Origin of the sequence: Modestobacter sp. DSM 44400, from assembly GCF_900107175.1 — a bacterium.
Lineage (GTDB): Bacteria > Actinomycetota > Actinomycetes > Mycobacteriales > Geodermatophilaceae > Modestobacter.
This window is the reverse complement of record NZ_FNOZ01000001.1, coordinates 400967-420447: the sequence shown is the minus strand read 5'-3', so window position 1 is coordinate 420447 and position 19481 is coordinate 400967. Positions and strand designations below refer to the sequence as shown.

22 protein-coding genes are annotated in these 19481 nt (G+C 74.7%); 15 read left to right on the top strand and 7 right to left on the bottom strand.

Going from position 1 to position 19481, the window contains the following annotated elements; translation table 11 throughout:
* Positions 1-65 precede the first annotated feature (65 nt).
* A complete protein-coding gene (locus BLW04_RS02110; protein WP_091536647.1) occupies positions 66-293 on the bottom strand; it encodes a DUF3072 domain-containing protein in 228 nt (75 codons plus the stop codon).
* 147 nt (positions 294-440) lie between these two features.
* Here BLW04_RS02110 and BLW04_RS02105 point away from each other — a divergent pair, with 147 nt between their 5' ends.
* Positions 441-899, top strand: a complete 459-nt coding sequence (locus tag BLW04_RS02105; RefSeq protein WP_254780950.1) for a helix-turn-helix domain-containing protein — start codon at positions 441-443, stop codon at positions 897-899.
* Here the strand turns inward: BLW04_RS02105 and BLW04_RS02100 are convergent.
* Complete coding sequence (locus tag BLW04_RS02100; protein WP_091536645.1) at positions 795-1631, bottom strand: DUF3109 family protein; 837 nt, start codon at positions 1629-1631, stop codon at positions 795-797. The two genes, BLW04_RS02105 and BLW04_RS02100, sit on opposite strands and share 105 nt — an antisense overlap.
* Before the next feature lie 39 nt (positions 1632-1670).
* Here BLW04_RS02100 and BLW04_RS02095 point away from each other — a divergent pair, with 39 nt between their 5' ends.
* Together BLW04_RS02095 and BLW04_RS02090 are read left to right on the top strand one after the other, a co-directional pair.
* Positions 1671-2615 (top strand): Ppx/GppA phosphatase family protein, encoded by a 945-nt coding sequence (locus BLW04_RS02095; protein WP_091536643.1) that lies wholly within the window; start codon positions 1671-1673, stop codon positions 2613-2615.
* On the top strand, positions 2612-3688 hold the full coding sequence (locus tag BLW04_RS02090; RefSeq protein ID WP_091536641.1) for a hypothetical protein: 1077 nt from the start codon (positions 2612-2614) through the stop codon (positions 3686-3688). Before BLW04_RS02095 ends, BLW04_RS02090 begins: the two co-directional genes overlap by 4 nt.
* 25 nt (positions 3689-3713) lie before the next feature.
* On the opposite strand, the gene BLW04_RS27985 is transcribed toward BLW04_RS02090, so the two are convergent.
* Positions 3714-4016 (bottom strand): DJ-1/PfpI family protein, encoded by a 303-nt coding sequence (locus tag BLW04_RS27985; protein ID WP_254780964.1) that lies wholly within the window; start codon positions 4014-4016, stop codon positions 3714-3716.
* 41 nt (positions 4017-4057) lie between these two features.
* Positions 4058-4246 carry a type 1 glutamine amidotransferase family protein gene (locus tag BLW04_RS27980; protein ID WP_254780949.1) on the bottom strand — a complete coding sequence of 63 codons (189 nt, stop codon included), beginning with the start codon at positions 4244-4246 and terminating at the stop codon, positions 4058-4060.
* A 57-nt stretch (positions 4247-4303) separates the two neighbouring features.
* Here BLW04_RS27980 and proC point away from each other — a divergent pair, with 57 nt between their 5' ends.
* The 5 genes from proC to BLW04_RS02060 all read left to right on the top strand — a co-directional run bounded on the left by proC (position 4304) and on the right by BLW04_RS02060 (position 8309).
* Positions 4304-5140, top strand: coding sequence for a pyrroline-5-carboxylate reductase (gene proC / locus BLW04_RS02080; protein ID WP_091536638.1), 837 nt, complete (start codon positions 4304-4306; stop codon positions 5138-5140).
* A 484-nt stretch (positions 5141-5624) separates the two neighbouring features.
* Entirely contained in the window at positions 5625-5867 is a 243-nt protein-coding gene (locus BLW04_RS02075; protein WP_371327763.1) for a helix-turn-helix domain-containing protein, read from the top strand.
* Between the two features lie 269 nt (positions 5868-6136).
* Positions 6137-6235, top strand: coding sequence for a 30S ribosomal protein bS22 (locus BLW04_RS02070; protein WP_012854759.1), 99 nt, complete (start codon positions 6137-6139; stop codon positions 6233-6235).
* 10 nt (positions 6236-6245) lie between these two features.
* Positions 6246-7361, top strand: a complete 1116-nt coding sequence (locus BLW04_RS02065) for an NAD-dependent epimerase/dehydratase family protein (RefSeq protein ID WP_091536635.1) — start codon at positions 6246-6248, stop codon at positions 7359-7361.
* Positions 7362-7403: 42 nt separating this feature from the next.
* Positions 7404-8309 (top strand): lysophospholipid acyltransferase family protein, encoded by a 906-nt coding sequence (locus BLW04_RS02060; protein ID WP_091536632.1) that lies wholly within the window; start codon positions 7404-7406, stop codon positions 8307-8309.
* Between the two features lie 64 nt (positions 8310-8373).
* Here BLW04_RS02060 and BLW04_RS02055 read toward each other — a convergent pair whose 3' ends face one another.
* The 3 genes from BLW04_RS02055 to BLW04_RS02045 form a co-directional block, all read right to left on the bottom strand.
* Positions 8374-9252 carry an HAD family hydrolase gene (locus BLW04_RS02055; protein ID WP_254780947.1) on the bottom strand — a complete coding sequence of 293 codons (879 nt, stop codon included), beginning with the start codon at positions 9250-9252 and terminating at the stop codon, positions 8374-8376.
* Positions 9253-9363: 111 nt separating this feature from the next.
* Entirely contained in the window at positions 9364-10611 is a 1248-nt protein-coding gene (locus BLW04_RS02050; RefSeq protein ID WP_091536627.1) for a hypothetical protein, read from the bottom strand.
* Positions 10612-10778: 167 nt separating this feature from the next.
* Positions 10779-11549: a sigma-70 family RNA polymerase sigma factor gene (locus tag BLW04_RS02045; RefSeq protein ID WP_091536624.1), complete on the bottom strand. Its 771-nt coding sequence runs from the start codon at positions 11547-11549 to the stop codon at positions 10779-10781.
* Between the two features lie 148 nt (positions 11550-11697).
* Between BLW04_RS02045 and BLW04_RS02040 the strand changes: the two genes are divergently transcribed.
* From BLW04_RS02040 to hemB, 7 genes are all read left to right on the top strand, one after another.
* Positions 11698-13314 (top strand): AMP-binding protein, encoded by a 1617-nt coding sequence (locus BLW04_RS02040; protein ID WP_175483852.1) that lies wholly within the window; start codon positions 11698-11700, stop codon positions 13312-13314.
* Positions 13307-13552 carry a glutaredoxin family protein gene (locus BLW04_RS02035; protein ID WP_091536619.1) on the top strand — a complete coding sequence of 82 codons (246 nt, stop codon included), beginning with the start codon at positions 13307-13309 and terminating at the stop codon, positions 13550-13552. Before BLW04_RS02040 ends, BLW04_RS02035 begins: the two co-directional genes overlap by 8 nt.
* A gap of 201 nt (positions 13553-13753) precedes the next feature.
* On the top strand, positions 13754-14446 hold the full coding sequence (locus tag BLW04_RS02030) for a redox-sensing transcriptional repressor Rex (protein WP_091536867.1): 693 nt from the start codon (positions 13754-13756) through the stop codon (positions 14444-14446).
* A 31-nt stretch (positions 14447-14477) separates the two neighbouring features.
* Positions 14478-15878 (top strand): glutamyl-tRNA reductase, encoded by a 1401-nt coding sequence (locus BLW04_RS02025; protein ID WP_091536616.1) that lies wholly within the window; start codon positions 14478-14480, stop codon positions 15876-15878.
* Positions 15875-16936: a hydroxymethylbilane synthase gene (gene hemC, locus BLW04_RS02020; protein ID WP_217630786.1), complete on the top strand. Its 1062-nt coding sequence runs from the start codon at positions 15875-15877 to the stop codon at positions 16934-16936. The genes BLW04_RS02025 and hemC overlap by 4 nt, the downstream gene beginning before the upstream one ends.
* Positions 16933-18489 (top strand): uroporphyrinogen-III synthase, encoded by a 1557-nt coding sequence (locus tag BLW04_RS02015; RefSeq protein ID WP_091536614.1) that lies wholly within the window; start codon positions 16933-16935, stop codon positions 18487-18489. Before hemC ends, BLW04_RS02015 begins: the two co-directional genes overlap by 4 nt.
* The gene (gene hemB / locus BLW04_RS02010; protein ID WP_091536611.1) at positions 18486-19478 is read left to right on the top strand and encodes a porphobilinogen synthase; all 993 of its coding nucleotides are present in this window, start codon (positions 18486-18488) and stop codon (positions 19476-19478) included. The genes BLW04_RS02015 and hemB overlap by 4 nt, the downstream gene beginning before the upstream one ends.
* The last annotated feature ends 3 nt before the right edge of the window (positions 19479-19481 follow it).

Genomic DNA, 19481 nt, shown 5'->3' with positions numbered 1-19481 from the left:
CCTCGGGCGTGGACCCTGCGGGCCCGCCGCCCGAGACGACCGCCTGCGGCGTCCGTACCGGCGACTCACTGACCGCGGCCGGTCTCCTCCTGGAGCTCGTCGATCTTCCGGGAGGCGTCGGCCTTGTTGAGGTCGTCGGGGACCTCCTCGCCGGCCTGGCGGGCCAGCGTCTCCAGGTAGCTGTGCTGGGCGCCGGTGGCCGGCTCGCCCCCGGTGACCCAGTCGGAGGGGTCCTTCTCCGCCGTGGGGTCGCCCGCCTGTCCGCTGTTGACCGGTGTGTTGGATTCGCTCATGTGTTCGAAGCTACGCCGGTACGCCCACTCGCGCAGCTCCAGCCGCGACCCGCGTCCGGGCCTCCTCGAACCGCCGTCCGGTGCGGTAGACGTGCACCGCGCCGCACGCACCGGGACGGCGGTCAGGCGCAGTTCATCGACGCACCGGTGGCCCGCTGCGAGGACGACCTGCTCGGCGTCGTGCTGGACTGGGCGCGTGGGCACCTGGCGGAGGAGATCACCGTCGACCTGCTCGCCCGCCGGACGCTGATGAGTCCGCGCAGCTTCGCCCGCCGGTTCCGGGCGACCACCGGGACGACGCCGCACGCCTGGCTGCTGGGCCAGCGGCTGGCCGCCGCGGAGGCGTTGCTCGAGGACAGTGACGCGCCCGTGGAGGAGGTCGCCTGGCTGGTCGGCTTCGGGACGGCGGCCGGCCTGCGCGAGCAGTTCGCCCGCCGTCGCGGCGTGTCCCCGCGGGCCTACCGGCAGACCTTCCGGGCGGCCGGGGGACAGCAGTCGTCCTCAGTCGGGACGACGTCGGTGCAACTCCACCGGCACTGGCCGGGGGCTGGCGGGATGCGGGGCGACGAGGCCGGCGTCGAGGCCGGCCTCGGCCAGCCGGCGTAGCTCGGCGTAGGCGGGCGCGCCCAGCAGGGCGACCAGCTCCGCGGCGTAGGTGGCCACCAGGGGCTCGGCCGCGACGTGCGCGTTCGGGGACCCGGTGCACCACCAGTGCAGGTCGTGCCCACCGGGACCCCAGCCGCGCCGGTCGAACTCCCCGATCGTCGACACCAGCACCCGGGTGTCGTCGGGGCGGTCCACCCACTCCTGTTCCCGCCGCAGCGGCAGTTGCCAGCACACGTCGGGTTTGGTCTCCAGCGGGTGCCGGTGGGTCCGCAGTGCCATCGCGTGCAGCGCGCAGCCGATGCCGGCCGGGTGGCCGGGACGGTTGAGGAAGAGGCACGCCCCGTCCACCACCCGGGTGCGCAGGACCTCCTCTCCCGGCTCGCCGTCGCCCGGGTCGGGCTCGGGAGGGGTGCCGGCCTCGGTCCAGTCGGCCCGCCACTGCGGTCCGAGCTGCCAGTCGGCGTCGGTCAGCTCCGCCACGGCGGTCCCGACCCGGATCAGGTCGTCGGCGTCGGTGAAGAAGGCGCCGTGGTTGCAGCACCCGTCGGCGGCCCTGCCCTCGACGACGCCGGCGCACCCGCGGCCGTAGATGCAGGTCCAGGCCGAGGTGAGCCAAGTCAGGTCAGCCCGCACGAGATGCCCGGGATCGGCCGGGTCGAGGAACTCGACCCACTCGCGGGCGAAGTCGAGCGGGACCTCCGCCGGCGGCGCGGACGGGTGCTCAGGTGCCACCGGCGCAGCGTAGGCGCCGGACCCGGCAGACTCTGCGGCATGCGGCTCGGTGTGCTGGACGTCGGATCGAACACCGTCCACCTGCTCGTGGTGGACGCACACCGTGGGGCGCACCCCACCCCCATGCACGACGACCGCTCGGTGCTGCGCCTGGCCGAGCACGTCGACGAGGACGGCAAGCTGTCCAAGGCGGGGGAGAGGGCGCTGCTCACCGCCGTCCAGCGGGCCAAGCAGCAGGCCGCCGAGCAGCGGTGCGACGACCTGCTCGCCTTCGTCACCTCCGCGATCCGGGAGGCGGTGAATGGCGCAGCGGTGCTGCGCCGGATCCGCGAGCAGACCGGCGTGGACCTGCAGGTGCTCAGCGGAGAGGACGAGGCCCGACTGACCTTCCTGGCCGTACGGCGGTGGTTCGGCTGGAGCGCCGGGCGGTTGCTGGTCCTCGACATCGGTGGCGGCTCGCTGGAGCTGGCCACTGGGATCGACGAGGAGCCGGACGTCGCGCTCTCGGTGCCACTGGGCGCCGGGCGCATGACCCGCCGGTACCTCCCCGACGCCGAGACCGGTGGGCGCCCGGACCTCGCGGCGCTGGAACGGCTGGACGAGCACGCCCGCGAGCTGCTGGAGCCGGCTGGTGCGAAGTTGCGGGCCGCCGGGGCGCCGGACCTGGTGGCCGCCACCTCCAAGACCTTCCGCACCCTCGCCCGGCTCGCCGGTGCGGCGCCGTCGGCCGCCGGCCTGCGCGCCCCGCGCGAGCTCAGCCGCACGGGGTTGTCCCAGGTGCTCGGCTTCGTGTTCCGGATCGAGTCCTCGGCGCTGGCCGAGCTGCAGGGCGTGTCGCCGCAGCGGGCGCACCAGGTCCCGGCCGGCGCCGTCGTGGCACAGGCCGCGATGCGAGCGGTGGACGTACCGTTCGTGCGGATCTGCCCATGGGCGCTGCGCGAGGGAGTCATCCTCCGCCGCCTCGACTGGCTGGAAGGGGCGTGATGGCGCAGTCGGGGGACACCGGGGAACACAGCGTTCGCTCGCTCGCCGAAATTCTCCAGGAGCACGGTCTGGAGACCGAGCTCGGCACGCGCCCTGGTCGCCGGCGGCGGGACAACGAGCCGAAGGCCGACTGGCCCGCCCGCCCGGCACCGGAGGACCAGCCCCGCAGCAAGTTGCGGCCGCCTGGTGATCCCTCCCCGCGCACCACCCCGCCCCGCTCGACGCCGTCGCAGTCGGCTGCCCCGTATGCCGAGATCCTGCGCGAGCACGGCCTGGAGTCGGAGTTCGGCACGCGACCGGACCGCCGGCGCGACGGCGATCGCCGGGCCGGCTGGCCCGCCCGTCCCGCGCCGGAGGACCAGCCCCCGAGCCGGCTGAAGCCGGCGCCGGAGGCCGCCGTGTCCCGCGAGGCGAGCATGCCGGCCGGCGCCGGCCCCCCAGCGCCGGCCGGGGACCTGTCCGGGCGTACCACCCCGCCGCGGAACACCCCCGGACGCGAGGTCCCCGCGCGGACCCCTCCGCCGCGCAGCCCCGGAATCGCGTCCACCGCGGCCGCCGCGACTCCCGTGGCACCGGCTCCCCGCACGCCGGTGTCCCCCGATGTGCCGGTGCACGGCCGGCGCAGCACGGATGCCTCGCTGCCACCTGGGCTGGTCCCGGGCGCCATGCCCGGGCCCTCGGGGCCGAGCACGGCGGCGATCCCCGCGCTGCAGGGTTCCCGCAGCCGGGGGGCGTCCGGCGGCGCCGATGACCTCGACGTCGGGGGGGACGGCGCCCCGGCGCCGAGCGGCCCGGCTGGCATCCTGGCGTGGGCCCGGTTCGCCGGGGAGCTGGTGCTGGCCGTGGGTGCGGGCATCGGAATCTACTTCGCCTTCACCGTGCTGTGGGAGCTGCTGCCCTACGTGGCCGTCGTCGCGGCCCCGCTCACCGTGACCGCGCTGGTCGCCGGGGTGTCGGCCTGGCGGCACCGCCGCGGCCAGTCGGCCCTGGGCGTCCCCCTGCTCGCCGTCCTGCTGTTCGCCGCGACCCTGCTGGTCATCGCGCCTGCTGCGGCGTTGCTCGCCGCCGGCTGACCCGGCGGCAGCCGGTCCGGGCCGGTCAGCCGCGGGCGACGATCGTCGTGCTGAAGGCATCGAGGTCGTCGGGCCTGCGGCTGGTGGTGAGGGTGCCGTCGACGACGACCTCCTCGTCCACCCAGTCGGCGCCGGCGTTGCGCAGGTCGATCTGCAGCGAGGGCCGCGACGTCATCCGCCGGCCCCGCACCGCGCCGGCCTCGATGAGCACCCACGGGGCGTGGCAGATCGCCCCGATCGGCTTGCCCGCGTCGACAAGGGCCCGTACGGACGCCACGGCGACTTCGTCCGCGCCGACGAAGTCGCCGTTGATGACGCCGCCGGGCAGCAGCAGCGCGTCGAAGGACGCGGGGTCGGCGTCGGCGAGGGTCAGGTCGACGGTCTCGTGTCACCGGCCTCGATGTGGTCGCAGGCGGTGATGGTGCCGGCCCCGAGGTTGACGAGCCGGGGTTCGGCGCCGGCGTCGACCAGTGCCTGCCAGGGCCGGTCCGGCTCGACCTGCTCGACTCCGTCGGTGGCCAGCACGGCCACCCGCTTCCCGCTGAGTTCATCCGTCACGGCCGGCGGCTACCCCAGGCCCCCACGGGGCACACGCCCGGCACTACGGTCGCCGCCGTGACCACAGGCGGACGCTCGGGACTGGCCATCGTCGGCGGCGGCAAGATCGGCGAGGCGCTGCTCGCCGGGCTCGTGCGCCAGGCGCGGGACGGCGGGACCGGCCCCGGCGCCGGGGCCATCGCGGTGGTCGAGCGGAGTCCGGCCCGGGCCGCGGAGCTCGCCGAGCGCTACGGCGTGGACGCGGTGGACCTCGCCACGGCGGCCCAGCGGGCGCGGGTGCTGCTGCTGGCCGTCAAGCCCCAGGACATCGATACCCTGCTGGGGCTGCTGTCCCCGCACGTCACCTCACAACACCTGGTGGTCTCCGTCGCCGCCGGCGTGCCCACCGCGCGGATCGAGGCGGCGCTGCCCGCGGGCACGCCGGTGGTGCGGGTCATGCCCAACACCCCGGCCCTGGTCGACGAGGGGATGAGCGTGCTCTCGGCCGGGGCGCACGCCACCGAGGCGCACCTGGACGAGGCCGAGGCGTTGCTCGCGCCGGTCGGTCAGGTGCGGCGGGTCCCGGAGAGCCAGCAGGACGCCGTCACAGCGCTGTCGGGCAGCGGGCCGGCCTACTTCTTCTTCCTCGTCGAGGCGATGATCGACGCCGGCATCCTCCTCGGCCTGCCGCGCACGGTGGCGGCCGACCTCATCGTGCAGACCGCGCTCGGCGCGGCGGTGATGCTGCGGGACTCGGGGGAGCACCCGGTGCAGTTGCGAGAGGCTGTCACCAGCCCCGGCGGAACGACGATCGCGGCCATCCGGGAGCTCGAGCGGCACGGTGTGCGGGCGGCGCTGATCGCGGCCATCGAGGCGGCGCACGACCGTTCGGTGGAGCTCGGCCGGGCGGACTGAACGCCGTCGGCGGGCCGTCTCGTCCAGTGCGTTGCGTGACCCCCGGACGGCGCTACGTCAGGCCGCGCGGACGGCGAATGCGGCGTGTGGTGGCCGTGTGACCCACCGCGCACCATGCGAATCACATGCAGGTAGTTCTCCACAGAAGCCTGTGGAGAACCGCCATGTCGACTGATGAGCTTGTGGACAACACGCGGTCACAGGAGTGTCACGCTGTGTTTCTGTCCACTTGTGCCCAGGACGGACCGGTCCGCCTGTCCGTTTCACCCATCGCTTCTGTCACTCCGGTCCCCCTAGGGTTCTCAGCAACAGCACGTGCGTGTCCCGTCCGCCGGTGGGGAAGCCGGTGGCCCGACTCGTGCTGAAACCGGAGATGATCGACGTGTCCATGCCCCAGCGCGCAATCGTGCAAACCTCTCGCCCGGGTGTCCCGGTGCCGCGGCCTGTCGGCCGGCCGATGTCCGCCGCCTCGCTCGGCCGGCCCATCCCGGCCGCCCACCCGGCTGCCGTCCCGGTCGGTCAGCGCACCGCCGTCCCGGCGCCCCGCGCGGCCGTCCAGTTCCTCACCGTTGCCGAGGTCGCCGCCCTCATGCGGGTCTCCAAGATGACGGTCTACCGCCTGGTCCACGGGGGCGAGCTCTCCGCCGTCCGGGTCGGCCGTTCCTTCCGCGTGCCGGAGCGTGCGGTGCACGAGTACCTGCGCGACGCGTACACCGACATCGCGTGACGACAGCGTCGGGAGCATCGCCCTGGGCCGCCGAGCGAGGAGCGGACCGGCGCGCGCAGTCGCGCCGTCGTCATCGCGTAAGTCACGCCACCGGCATCGCCTGAGTCCAGGCTGGTCCCGGACGCCGGGTACGCTCGGGCGCCGAGCGATGCCGCCCCCTTCGCCGGGGGCGGCCCGCGCACGAGCTGTTCACCCCGCGTGGTGCCCGGCGGGACCGATCCCGGTTCCCCGCCCCGGCCGCCACGCGACCACGACGTCGGGAGTTCGACATGGGTTCGGTCATCAAGAAGCGCCGCAAGCGGATGGCGAAGAAGAAGCACCGCAAGCTCCTCAAGAAGACCCGCGTCCAGCGACGCAACAAGAAGTGAGCTGACGCTCGTGCCGCCCGCGGTTGTGCTCGTCACCGGTGTCAGCCGGTGGCTGGGCGGTGCGCTGGCGGCCGAGCTCGCGGCCGACCCGACGATCGAGCGGGTCATCGGGGTGGACACCGTCCCCCCGGGCCCGGAGGTGCTCCGTCGCCTCGGCCGCACCGAGTTCGTCCGGGCCGACATCCGCAACCCGCTGATTGCCAAGGTCATCGATTCTGCGGCGGTCGACACCGTGGTGCACATGAACATCAGCGCCACCCCCGGCGGTGCCGGCGGCCGGGTCCCGATGAAGGAACTCAACGTCATCGGGAGCATGCAACTGCTGGCTGCCTGCCAACGGGCGACGTCGGTGCGCCGCTTCGTGCTGAAGTCCACCAGCGCGGTCTATGGCGCCAGCCCCCGCGACCCGGCCGTGTTCACCGAGTCCATGCAGGCTCGGCGGATGCCCAGCGGCGGTCTCGGCAAGGACAGCCTGGACATCGAGGGGTACGTGCGTTCCTTCGCGCGCCGCCGTCCCGACGTCGACGTCGCCGTCCTGCGGTTCGCCCACTTCATCGGCCCGCGGATCGACTCCCTCCTGACCAGCTTCTTCCGACTGCCCGTGGTGCCCACGGAACTGGGCCGGGACGCCAGGCTGCAGCTGCTGCACGAGGACGACGCGCTCGCCGTCCTGGCGCGCGCCACGACCGGGAACTTCACCGGCACGGTCAACGTCGGCGCCCCCGGCACCGTGCTGATGTCCCAGGCCATCCGCCGGCTCGGCCGCATCGCCGCCCCGGTCCCGGGTCCGGCGGTCGGCTCGCTGTCGCGCCTCACCCGGCGTACCGGTCTGGTCGACTGGTCTCCGGAGCAGATGCACCTGCTGCACTCGGGGCGGGTCTTGGACACCCGGGTGCTGCGCGAGGAGTTCGGCTACTCGCCCCGCTACACCACCTCCGCTGCGCTGGCCGACTACGGCCGGACCCTGGCCCCGGTGGTCGCCGCCGAGCTGATCGGCAGCGTCACCGGCGGCGCGCAGTCCGTGGTCGCCCGGTTCGCCGGCGGAATGGCGGCCGGCCGGTCCCTGCTGCACCGGCGCGACCCCGCGCCGGTGGTGCCAGGACTGCGTGCGGTGCGCGACCTGTGACCGATCGACGGGTGACCGGTGCCCGGGGAAAGGAGGTGCCCGGTGCCTGAGGCGCGGGTGATCCCACTACGACCCGAGGACGACGAGTCACCGGGGCCGCCCTCCTCGGCGGACTGGGACGAGCAGCTGGCCGGGGCGCTGGAGTTCCTGCGCGGCCGACTGACCGGCGACTACGACACCGACGAGTTCGGCTTCGATGCCGACCTCACCGACCACGTGCTGCTGCCGGCGCTGCGGCCGTTGTTCTCCCGGTGGTTCCGGGTGGAGACCCAAGGCCTGGACAACGTGCCCGACACCGGCGGCGCCCTGGTGGTGGCCAACCACTCCGGCACGATCCCGGTCGACGCGCTGATGGCGACGGTGGCGCTGCACGACGAGCACCCGGCGTCCCGGCGGCTGCGACTGTTGGGCGCCGACCTGGTGTTCCAGCTGCCGGTGCTGGGGTCGATGGCCCGCAAGATGGGCACCACGCTGGCCTGCAACGAGGACGCCGAGCGCCTGCTGGGGGCCGGAGAGCTGGTCGGGGTCTTCCCCGAGGGCTTCAAAGGCGTGGGCAAGCCGTTCAGCGAGCGGTACACGCTGCAGCGCTTCGGACGGGGCGGGTTCGTCACGGCGGCACTGCGCACCGGGTCGCCGATCGTGCCCTGCGCGATCGTCGGGGCGGAGGAGATCTACCCGATGATCGGCAACGCCAAGACCGTTGCCCGGCTGCTCGGACTGCCGTACTTCCCGATCACCCCGACATTCCCGCTGCTGGGCCTGCTCGGCGCGGTCCCCTTGCCCTCGAAGTGGTTCATCGCCTTCGGCGAGCCGATCGAGACGGCGTCCTACGGCCCCGCCGCTGCCGACGACCCGATGGTGGTGTTCAACCTCACCGACCAGGTCCGCGAGACCATCCAGCACTCGCTGTATCGACTGCTGCTCGAGCGCCGCTCAGTCTTCAGTTGAAGGACCTCGCTGCCCCCCACGCCTCGCACGCTCGGCGCGGGCCCCTGCAGCGAGGCCGTCCAGCTCAGAACGGCCAGCGGTTGCGACGCCGCAACGCGACCAGGCCGCCGACGACGCCGCCGGACAGCGCCGCCACGCCCATGGTGGGGACGCCGATCCTGGCCACCTTGCGGCCGGTTCGGAAGTCCTTGACCTGCCATCCCCGGGAGCGCGCCACCGACCGCAACTCGGAGTCGGGGTTCACGGCCACCGCGGTGCCGACCTCGGTGAGCATGGGCAGGTCGTTGGTGGAGTCGCTGTAGGCGGTGCACCGGGAGAGTTCCAGGCACTCCCGCTCGGCGAGGGCACGCACCGCCCGCGCCTTGGCCTCGCCGTGCATGAGCTCGCCGACCAGCCGGCCGGTGAATCGCCCGTCGACCACCTCGGCGACCGTGCCGAGGGCGCCGGTCAGGCCGAGCCGGTGGGCGATGATCGAGGCCAGCTCGACCGGGGTGGCGGTGACCAGCCAGACCCGCTGACCGGCGTCGAGGTGTTGCTGGGCGAGCAGTCGGGTGCCTGACCAGATGCGGTCGGCCATCAACTCGTCGTAGATCTCCTCACTGGCCTGCTCGATCTCCTCGACCGGGCGGCCGGCGACGAAGGCGAGCGCGTTGTCGCGCACGGTGTGCATGTCGATGCTGCTCTCGGTGCCCGCGACCCGGAACTTGGCCTGCTGCCAGACGAACGAGGCGACGTCACGACCGGTGAAGTACTCGCGGGCGGCCAGTCCGCGGGCGAACCAGAACAGCGAGGCGCCCATCATCATCGTGTTGTCGACATCGAAGAACGCCGCCGCGGTGCGGTCCGGCGCCGGGGCGGCGGCCACGTCGGTCTCCGCGGCGGCGGCCGACGCCTCGCCGGCGACCTGGGCGCGCGTCTCCTCGTCGACCAGGTCGGACGGCATCCGCGCCGACCTGCCGCGGAAGCGCACTCTCACCATTCTGTGCACCCCAGGGGCTACGGCGACGGGACCGGGGGCAGCCGGGGCCCCCGGCCCGACCCTAGTGCCGCCGTCCTAGGCCCCGATGCAGATCGCCCCGATGCACACCGGCGTGGACCGCGGGGGCACCACCGGCAGCGGGATCTGGATGAGCGGCGGGGTCGTCGACGTGGCCGTGCCGGTGGGCAGCGGCGGCAGTGGCAGGCCGCCCGAGCCGGGGACGCCGATGCTGGGCGGTGCCGGCAGGCTGCCGCCGCTGCCGGGGAGCGCCGGGGTGGTCGCGGCTCCGCCGCCGGACACCGGCAGGCTGTCTCCCGAGGAGGGCGCGGGAAGGCTGGGCAGCCCGGCCGCACCCGGTGGGACGACGTCGGTCGTCGGGATGGCGGCCGTGCTGCCGGTGCTGCCCGTGCCGGGGGCGGTCGGCGCCGTGGTGCCGGACGGCACGGCCGGCGGCGGGCAGGGCGCGGGCACCGGTCCCAGGTCGTCGGTGCCGTCGACGGCCGGCCCGCTCGCGCAGGTCACCGCCTCCTCCAGCGCGACACCGCGCGTGGCGACGGCGGCGATCAGGTCGGCGGACGCGGTGAACGCCTGCTCGGCACTGGCCGGGATCGAGGTGCCGAGATCGGCCAGCCCGGTCGACTGCCCGCGCGCCCAGCCGATCAGCGTGCTGAGGGCCGCGGGATCGGGGGACCGCACCGCCTGGGTGGTGAACCACCAGGTGCCCTTGGTGGTCTGGTCGTCCATGGTGCCGAGGGTGTCGACGACCACCGCGACGTCCGGACCGGCCGCGAGCAGCGTCTGCCCACCGGAGGAGGGGACGCCGGCCGCGGGCAGCGCCGAGGCGTCGGCCCGGGCGAGCTCGGTGAGCTCCTCCAGCCGGATGGTGGCGAAGTTGAGCAGCGTGAGCCCACGGGTGGAGTCGCTGGCCAGCGCCAGCCGGGTGTGCTCACTGCCGACCTTGAGGCCGTAGAGCAGGTCGCCGGGGCGGGCGTCCTGGGCGACGGCGAGCATTCCCCCGAGCGCGGTGACGGTGAGCGCGGCACCGGTCAGGCCGGCCGTGAGCCGACTCCGCCGGTGGGCGACTTCGGAGCTGGGCGCGAGCAGTCGGCGGAGCACGCCGGGCGAGCTCTGTGGACGACGGACAGCCCCAGTCTCCGGCGTGCGGACCGCGGCCATGGCGACCAGACGGCTACGGGCGGCGGCCCGGTACACCTCGTCGGGCCGGGCGGCCAGTTCGGTGGACAGGGCGCACAGCCGGTCGAGCAGCGCGTCCTCGACCGCGCAGCCGGAGCGGCCGGTCGCTCTGTGGTGCCGCAGCCTCACCGTGCTCCCCCGGTCCTCGCCGTCCTCCGGCCGGGCTCCTGCCCGGTCCACCGGTGCCGCCGCGAGTTGCGGAGTGCGCCGTTCGGTGGGTCAACGACGCGGCGTTCCCGTCGTTACGGGGTACCGGCCGGTAATTACCGGCGCGGGGACACCAGCCGGCCCGGCGGTCACAGCAGCCCCTCCGGCAGCAGGGTGGCCAGCCGCCGCACGGCCCGGTGCTGCAGCGCCTTGACCGCGCCGTCCTTCTTGCCCATCGCGGCGGCTGTCTCGGCCACCGACAGGTCCTGCAGGAACCGCAGCACCACGCACTCGCGCTGCTCGTCGGACAGCTGGGCGACCCCGGCGAGGAGTTCGGCGTTGGTGAGGCCCTGCAGGACGGCGTCCTCGGGGCCGTCGGTGGCCCGGTCGGCGTCCCGCATGTCGGCCGTAGTGACCTCCAGCCGGTACCGGCTGCTCTTCACGTGGTCGAGCACGATGTTGCGGGCGATCGTGATCAGCCAGGCGCCGACGTCGCGGCCCTGGAAGGTCAGCGAGTCGATCCGGCGCAGCGCGCGGACGAAGGTCTCGCTGGTGAAGTCCTCGGCCGTCGCCGAGTCACCGACCCGGTGGTAGAGGAACCGGAACACCACGTCGACGTAGCGGTCGTAGAGCTGACCGAAGCCCTCCGCGTCACCGGTCTGGGCGCGGCGGACCAGCTCCCAGACCGCGACCTGCTCGGCGTCGTCGGCGGCGACCTCAGCCGGCTGCGGCTCGACGACCGCCGGGGACGGGTCGGGCGCCGGCGCGGGCCCGGCCTCGGGGGCCGGCCGCGGCCGCGGGCTGGGCCGCCGACCGGCGGGCGCCTGCGGACCCACCCGGGGGGTGGGTACCGGCCGGATCGTCCCCCGCTCCGACGTGTCCGAGGCAGCCCGGGACGCCACGGGCCGCGGACGGGTCATGCGGTATCGACCTCCTTGTCCGCCCCCCGAGCCCCCGGCTCGGACCACCGCGCGAACGACGCACGCTGCGGGCCGGAGCCCATGGTGACAACATCGTGCCGCTGCGTCCACGCGTGGCCCCGTCGGCCGCGCACTCCTGGAGGTACCGGTGACCGCTGGCGCGCCCGAGGGGAACGCCCGGACCTTCGACGGCCTCGTCCGTCGCGCCGCGGAACGGGCCGGAGCGGCCCCCGCGCTGGTACACGGCGAGCGGCGGCTCAACTGGGCCGAGCTCGACGCGCTGGTCGACCGCGCGGCCGCCGGCTACGCGGCGGAGGGGCTGTCGGCCGGCGACCGGGTGGCCGTGCAGCTCCGCAACGGCGTCGACTGGGTGGTGGCCACGGTCGGGGCGATGCGCGCTGGGCTGGTCGTCGTCCCGGTCAACACCGCCTACACCGACCCCGAGGTCAGCCACCTGCTCACCGATTCCGGCGCCCGGCTGCTGGTGGCCGCTCCGGGGCGCGTCCCGATCGCCGGCGTGCCGGTCTGCGCCGGTCCGCCCGCGGGCGACGGCCCGCCGCCGGCAGCTCCGGACGACCCGCAGGTCCTGGCCCTGCTGGCGTACACGAGCGGGACGACGGGCCGGCCGCGCGGCGCGATGCTGACCCATGCCGCGCTGCTGGCCAACCAGCGGCAGTGTCTGACGATGGAGCCGCCTCCGGTGCGCGCCGGTGACCGGGTGCTGCTCGTCCTGCCGCTGTTCCACGTCTACGGCTTCAACGCCGGGCTGGGCCTGGTCGCGGCCACCGGTGCGTGCGCCCTGCTGGTGGAGGAGTTCGACCCGGTGGCGGCCCTGCGGCTGATGGCCGAGGAGGAGGTCACCGCCGTCCCGGGGGCGCCACCGATGTACGCCGCCTGGCTGGCCTCGGCCACCGCCGCGGGCAGCGACGCCGCCCTGCGCCGCGCGTTCGCCGCCGTGCACATGGCGTCCTGTGGCGCGGCGCCGCTGCCTGGTGAGGTCTTCGCCGGCATGCGGGACCGGGCCGCCGTGACGGTCTGGGAGGGCTACGGGCTCACCGAGGCCTCGCCGGTCCTGGCCAGCACGCTGGCCACCGGCCGCGCCAAGCCGGAGTGCATCGGGGGTCCGCTGCCGGGTGTGGAGCTGGTCCTGCGGGACACCGCGGGCGGGCCGGCCGCCGGGCCCGACCCGGGCAGCCGGGTCCGCAACGACGTCTTCGGCGACCCGTTCGGCGACGACGACCCCGACTCCGCCGGCGAGCTGTGCGCCCGCGGCCCCAACCTGTTCGCCGGGTACTGGCCCGACGGCGCCGACGGGCCGGACGCCGACGGCTGGCTGCTGACCGGGGACATCGCCTACCGCGACGCCGACGGTGACCTCCGGCTGGTCGACCGGCGCCGCGACCTGGTGCTGGTCAGCGGCTTCAACGTCTACCCCGGAGAGGTGGAGCGGGTGCTCGACACCCATCCCGGCGTGGCCGAGAGCGCGGTCATCGGGGTGCCCGACGCCCGCACCGGTGAGGCGGTGCACGCCGTCGTCGTCCGGACGCCGGAAGCCACCGTCACCGACGCCGAGCTGCGCGAGCACGCCGCCGCGTCGCTCGCCCGGTTCAAGGTGCCCACCGGCGTGCACTTCGTCACCGAGCTGCCGCACTCGCTGGCTGGCAAGGTCAGCCGCGCCCGGCTGCGCGAACTGGGGCTGGAGCGGGCCGCGGCCGCGGCGGCCGCCGCCGAGCAGCAGGACGGCGGGAAGACCTCCGATGTCTGAGGCGCGGCTGCAACTGCTCACCCGGGCCGGCTGTCACCTGTGCGAGGTGGCCGCCGAGACGGTGACCCGGCTGGGCGCCGAGGCGGGCCTCACCCCGCAGCTGGTCGACGTGGACGCCGAGGACGAGCTGCGCACCGAGTACGGCGACCGGGTGCCGGTGGTCCTGCTCGACGGTCGCGAGCACAGCTACTTCACCGTCGACGTCGACCGGCTGCGCAGGGACCTCGGCACCGCCTGAACACCGGCGGAAGGGCATCCTCAGGGTGTCGTCGGACACAGCGTGACCGCTCGACCTGCGTGGGCGCGGTCGGCGACTTTGTACCTGCGTTCACAAGCGGTTACCGTGGCATTGCCGGGCCAGCCGCGCCCGCGCCGTCGAAGTCTCCCGAACGCCCCGGCGACCCGCCGGGCCGTGTTCGGATCGCTGTGGAGTCTGCTGGTGACTGAGTCGCGGCCCCGGATCATCCCGGAGGCCACCGTTGCCCGGCTGGCCGTGTACCTCCGGGTGCTGGCCGGCCTCGCCGGCGACGGCTGCGGCCACGTGTCCTCCGGCGAGCTGGCCGCTGCCGCCGGGGTCAACCCCGCAGGCCTGCGCAAGGATCTGTCCTACCTGGGCCCCTGCGGTGTGCGGGGCGTCGGGTACTCGGTGTCCGGCCTGCGGGAGCGGCTGACCGCGGCGCTGGGCGGGGAGCGGTCCCGGCCCTGCGTGCTGGTCGGCATCGGCCGGCTCGGAGCGGCGCTGGCCGACTACGCCGGCTTCGCCAGCCGGGGCTTCCAGTTCGTCGGCCTGCTGGACGCCGACCCGGAGCGGGTCGGCGACCGGGTCGGCGGCTGCACGGTCCGCCCGATCGCGGACCTGGAGAGCGTCGTCGCCGACACCGAGGCGGCCATCGGGGTCATCACGACACCGGCCGAGGTCGCCCAGTCGGTCTGTGACCGGCTGGTCGCCGCCGGGGTGAGGAGCATCTTGAACTTCGCTCCGGTGGCGTTGACGGTCCCCGGGGGCGTCGACGTCCGGAAGGTGGACCTGTCCGTGGAGCTGCAGGTGCTGGCCTTCCTGGACCAACAGCGTGACGGTGGCCGCCCGCCGGTGACCGTGCCGGTCCCCGCGGCACTGGGAGCGCAGCGATGAGGCGCTCCGCTCCTGCACCGGAGGTAGGTCGATGAGCCTGCTCGCCGTCGGCATCAGCCACCAGACCGCGCCGGTCGCCCTTCTCGAGCAGGTCAGCATGAGCGGCGACGACACCGTCAAGGCGCTGCACGAACTGCTCGACAGCGACCACGTCAGCGAGGTCATCGTGCTGGCCACCTGCAACCGGGTGGAAATCTTCGCCGAGGTCGACCGCTTCCACGGCGGGGTCACCGACGTCAGCCGGGTGCTCGCCCGGCACGCCGGCGCGACCGTCGAGGAGCTCTCGCCCTACGTCACGGTCCACTACGAGGATCAGGCGATCGGCCACCTGTGCACCGTCGCCGCCGGCCTGGACTCGATGGTCGTGGGGGAGACCCAGGTCCTCGGCCAGCTCCGGTCGGCCTACGCCCTCGCTCAGGCGGAGGGCACCGTCGGACGCGAGCTGCACCCGATCGCCCAGCGCGCGCTGCGCGTGGGCAAGCGGGTGCACGCCGAGACCGGCATCGACAAGGCCGGCGCGTCGCTCGTCTCGGTCGCCCTCGACCGGGTGACCGACCTGCTCGGCGAGCTGGCCGGGCGCCCGGTGCTCGTGGTCGGCGCCGGGTCCATGGGCGCACTCGCCGCCACCACGCTGGCCCGCCGTGGCGCCGAGGTCACCGTCAGCAGCCGGACGCCGGCCAGCGCTTCCCGGCTCGCGGAGTCCATCGGCGGCCACCAGGCCGACCTGGAGCAGCTGCCGGCCGAGCTGGCCGCCGCCGACGTGCTCGTCACCTGCACCGGCGCGACTGGCACCGTCATCGGCACTGAGGTCGTCACCGCGGCGATGGCCGGCCGCGAGGGCCGGCCGCTGGCCATCGTGGACCTGGCACTGCCCCGCGACGTCGAGGCCGCGGTCGCCGGCCTGCCCGGCGTGCACGTGGTCGACCTGGCGATGCTGCAGGGCGAGGGGGCCGCGCACCCCCGGCGTCCGGTCGCCGGTTCCGTCGCCGCCGACGACGTCGCCGCCGCGTATGCCCTGGTCGAGCTGGAGACCTCGCTGCTGCGCGCCGAGCGGCAGGCCGCCGCGGTGGCGCCCACCGTCTCCGCGCTGCGCAGCCAGGCCGCCGAGGTCGTCGACGCCGAGCTGCTGCGGCTGTCCACCCGGCTGCCCGACCTCGACGCCCGCGCGCGCAGCGAGATCGCCCGCACGGTGCGCCGGGTGGTCGACAAGCTGCTGCACGAGCCGACGGTGCGGGTGAAGGAGCTGGCCAGCGTCCCGGGCGGCACCGACTACGCCGACGCGCTGCGGGCCCTCTTCGGCCTGGGCATCGGCGAGGGGCTCGCCGGCGACACCGCCACGTTGTCCGACGCGGTCACCGTGGACCCGGAGCTGCCGGCCGGCACCCGGCTGTCCGCGCTGGACCTGCGCAGCGCCGGCGAGGAGGTCTCGTGACGCAGACCGAGGTCCGACGGCAGACGCTGCGGCTGGGCACCCGGGCCAGCCAGCTCGCGCTCACCCAGTCCCAGCACGTCGCCGACGCGCTCACCGCCGCCAGTGGCGTCCCGGTCGAGCTCGTCCACGTCAGCACGTACGGCGACCGCTCTCAGGCCGCGATCAGCCAGCTCGGCGGTACCGGCGTCTTTGTGACCGCGCTGCGCGACGCCCTGCTCGCCGGGGACGTCGACCTGGCGGTGCACAGCTTCAAGGACCTGCCCACCATGCCCGCCCCCGGCCTGACGATCGGCGCGGTGCCGCCGCGCGAAGACCCCCGCGACGTCCTGATCGCCCGCGACGGACTCACCCTCGGCGAGCTCCCGCCCGGCGCCCAGATTGGCACCGGCGCCCCGCGCCGGATGGCCCAGCTGCGGGCCCTCGGCCTGGGCCTGTGCGTGGTGCCGATCCGCGGCAACGTCGACACCCGGATGGGACGCGTCGCCGGGCGCGGGGACGGCCCCGGTGACCTGGACGCCGTGGTCTTGGCCCGGGCCGGTCTCTCCCGGCTTGGCCGGCTGTCGGCGGTGACCGAGGTGCTCGATCCGATCCAGGTGCTGCCGGCCCCCGCGCAGGGTGCCCTGGCCGTGGAATGCCGGACCGACGACACCCGGGTCCGCGACCTGCTCGCCTCCCTCGACGACCCGGCCGCGCGTGCCTGCGTCGCCGCCGAGCGTGCGGTGCTGACCGCCCTCGAGGCTGGCTGCAGCGCCCCGGTGGCCGCCTACGCCGAGCTCGCCGAGGCCGAGGACGGCACCGCTGAGCTCTACCTCCGCGCCTCGGTCACCGCGCTCGACGGCAGCGACGGCGTTCGCGGTTCGGCGTCCGGAGCCGCGTCGGACGCCGTCGAGCTGGGGCGCGCCCTGGCCGACGAACTGCTCGACCGCGGCGCCGCCTCTCTGATGGCGGCCAGCCGGTCTGAAGGCGGCCAGCCGGTGAGCGCCCCCCACCACCACCCCCACCGTCCCGACACACCCGCAGCGACCCCCTCCGGGGGCAGGAACAGGAGCACGCGATGACGCGCTCACGCAAGCAGACCGGCCGAGTGGTCTTCGTCGGCGCCGGCCCCGGCGACCCGGAGCTGCTCACCGCCCGGGCGAGCGCCGCACTGGCGGCCGCCGACCTGGTGCTGGCCGACCCCGACGTCTCCGGCGCGCTCGTCGAGGCGCTCCGGGACCGGCACCCGGAGCTCGAGCTCACCACGGTGAGCGGCGAGCCGGCCGAGGTGGCCAAGAACGCCGTGGCCGCGGCGAAGAACGGCAGCACCGTCGTCCGGCTGGTCGCCGGTGACCCCTTCACCACCGACGCAGTGGTGAAGGAGGCGCTGGCCGTCACCCGGACCAGCGTGCCCTTCGACGTCGTGCCCGGCGTCGCGGTCGGCACCGCCGTGCCGGCGTACGCCGGCGTGGCCATCGGGGCGGCCTCGGTGCAGGCCGACCTGCGCTCGCAGGCCGGTGGGGAGGCGACTCCCGACCTCGGGGCGCTCGCCGCGGCCGCGAGCGGCACCGGCAGCCCGTTGGTGCTGCAGGCCACCGCCGAGCAGCTGCCCACTGTGGCCGCCGGGCTCGTCGAGGGCGGCCTGTCGGGCAACACCCAGGTTGTCGTCACCGTCGAGGGCTCGGGCACCGCGCAGAAGAGCGTCGTCGCGAAGCTGTCCGCGGTGGCCGAGAAGACCGCCGGGCTGGACGCGTTGTCCGGCAACGTCGTGGCCACCGTCGGCGCCGTGGTCGACAAGCGCGCCAAGCTGTCGTGGTGGGAGAGTCGCCCGCTGTTCGGCTGGCGCGTCCTGGTGCCGCGCACCCGGGAGCAGGCCGGCGAGATGAGCGACCGGCTGCGCGCCTACGGCGCCGTCCCGGTCGAGGTGCCGACCATCGCCGTCGAGCCGCCGCGCAGCCCGGCCCAGATGGACCGCGCCGTCAAGGGCCTGGTCACCGGCCGGTACGGCTGGATCGTGTTCACCTCGACCAACGCGGTGAAGGCGGTCCGGGAGAAGTTCGCCGAGCTCGGCCTGGACGCCCGCGCCTTCGCCGGGGTCAAGGTCGCCTGCGTGGGCGAGCAGACCGCCGACGCCGTCCGCTCGTGGGGCATCGTGCCCGAGCTCGTGCCCAGCGGGGAGCAGTCGAGCGAGGGTCTGCTCGCTGACTTCCCGCCCTACGACGACGTGTTCGACCCGATCGACCGGGTGCTGCTGCCCCGTGCCGACATCGCCACCGAGACCCTCGCCGCGGGCCTGAAGGACCGCGGCTGGGAGATCGACGACGTCACCGCCTACCGAACCGTGCGCGCTGCGCCGCCGGCCGCCGCGGTCCGCGAGGCGATCAAGGGCGGTGGCTTCGACGCGGTCTGCTTCACCTCCTCCTCCACGGTGCGCAACCTGGTCGGCATCGCCGGCAAGCCGCATGCCCGCACGGTGGTCTCGGTGATCGGCCCGGCCACCGCCGCCAGCGCCACCGAGTTCGGCTTGCGGGTCGACGTCCAGCCGGAGACCGCCGCCGTCGGGCCGCTGGTCGATGCGCTCGCCGCCTTCGCCGAGGCCCGCCGGGCCGAGGCCGAGGGGGAGGGCGAGAAGTGACCAGCGGGGGTGCCAACCCCGGGTTCGCCCGCGGACGGCGGCTGCGCTCGACGCCGGCGATGCGCCGCTGGACCGCGCAGACCCGGCTGACCCCGGCCGACCTCGTGCTGCCGGTCTTCGTCAAGCAGGACATTCCCGATCCGGTGCCGATCAACTCCATGCCCGGCGTCGTGCAGCACTCGCTGGACTCGCTGCGCAAGGCCGCGCACGAGGCCGCCGAGGCCGGCATCAGCGGGCTGATGCTGTTCGGGATCCCGGCGGAGAAGGACGCCGCCGGCTCTCAGGCAGACGCCGCTGACGGGGTCGTCAACGTCGCCCTGCAGCAGCTACGCGCCGACCTCGGCGACGAGCTGGTCCTGATGGCCGACCTGTGCCTGTGCGAGTACACCGACCACGGGCACTGCGGGGTGGTCACCCCGGCCGGCGTCATCGACAACGACCCGACACTGGACCGCTACGCCGCGGTGGCGATCGCCCAGGCCCGGGCCGGGGCGCACGTGATCGCCCCCAGCGGGATGATGGACGGCCAGGTGGCCGCGATCCGGGCCGGTCTGGACAGCGCCGCGTTCACCGAGACGCCGATCCTGGCCTACGCGGCCAAGTACGCTTCCGGCTTCTACGGCCCCTTCCGGGAGGCCGCCGAGGGTGCGCCCCAGTTCGGCGACCGGTCGACGTACCAGATGGACCCGCCCAACGCCGATGAGGCACTGCGCGAGGTCGCGCAGGACCTCGCGGAGGGCGCGGACGCCGTTATGGTCAAGCCGGCGCTGCCCTACCTGGACATCGTCAGCCGGGTGGCCGAGGCCGTCGACGTCCCGGTCAGCGCGTACCAGGTCAGCGGTGAGTACGCGATGGTCGAGGCTGCTGCGGCGAACGGCTGGATCGACCGCGAGCGGGCCATCCTGGAGACGCTCACCGCCATCCGCCGCGCGGGTGCCGGGTCGGTGCTGACGTATTGGGCGGTCGAGGCCGCCCGCTGGCTGCGCTGACCC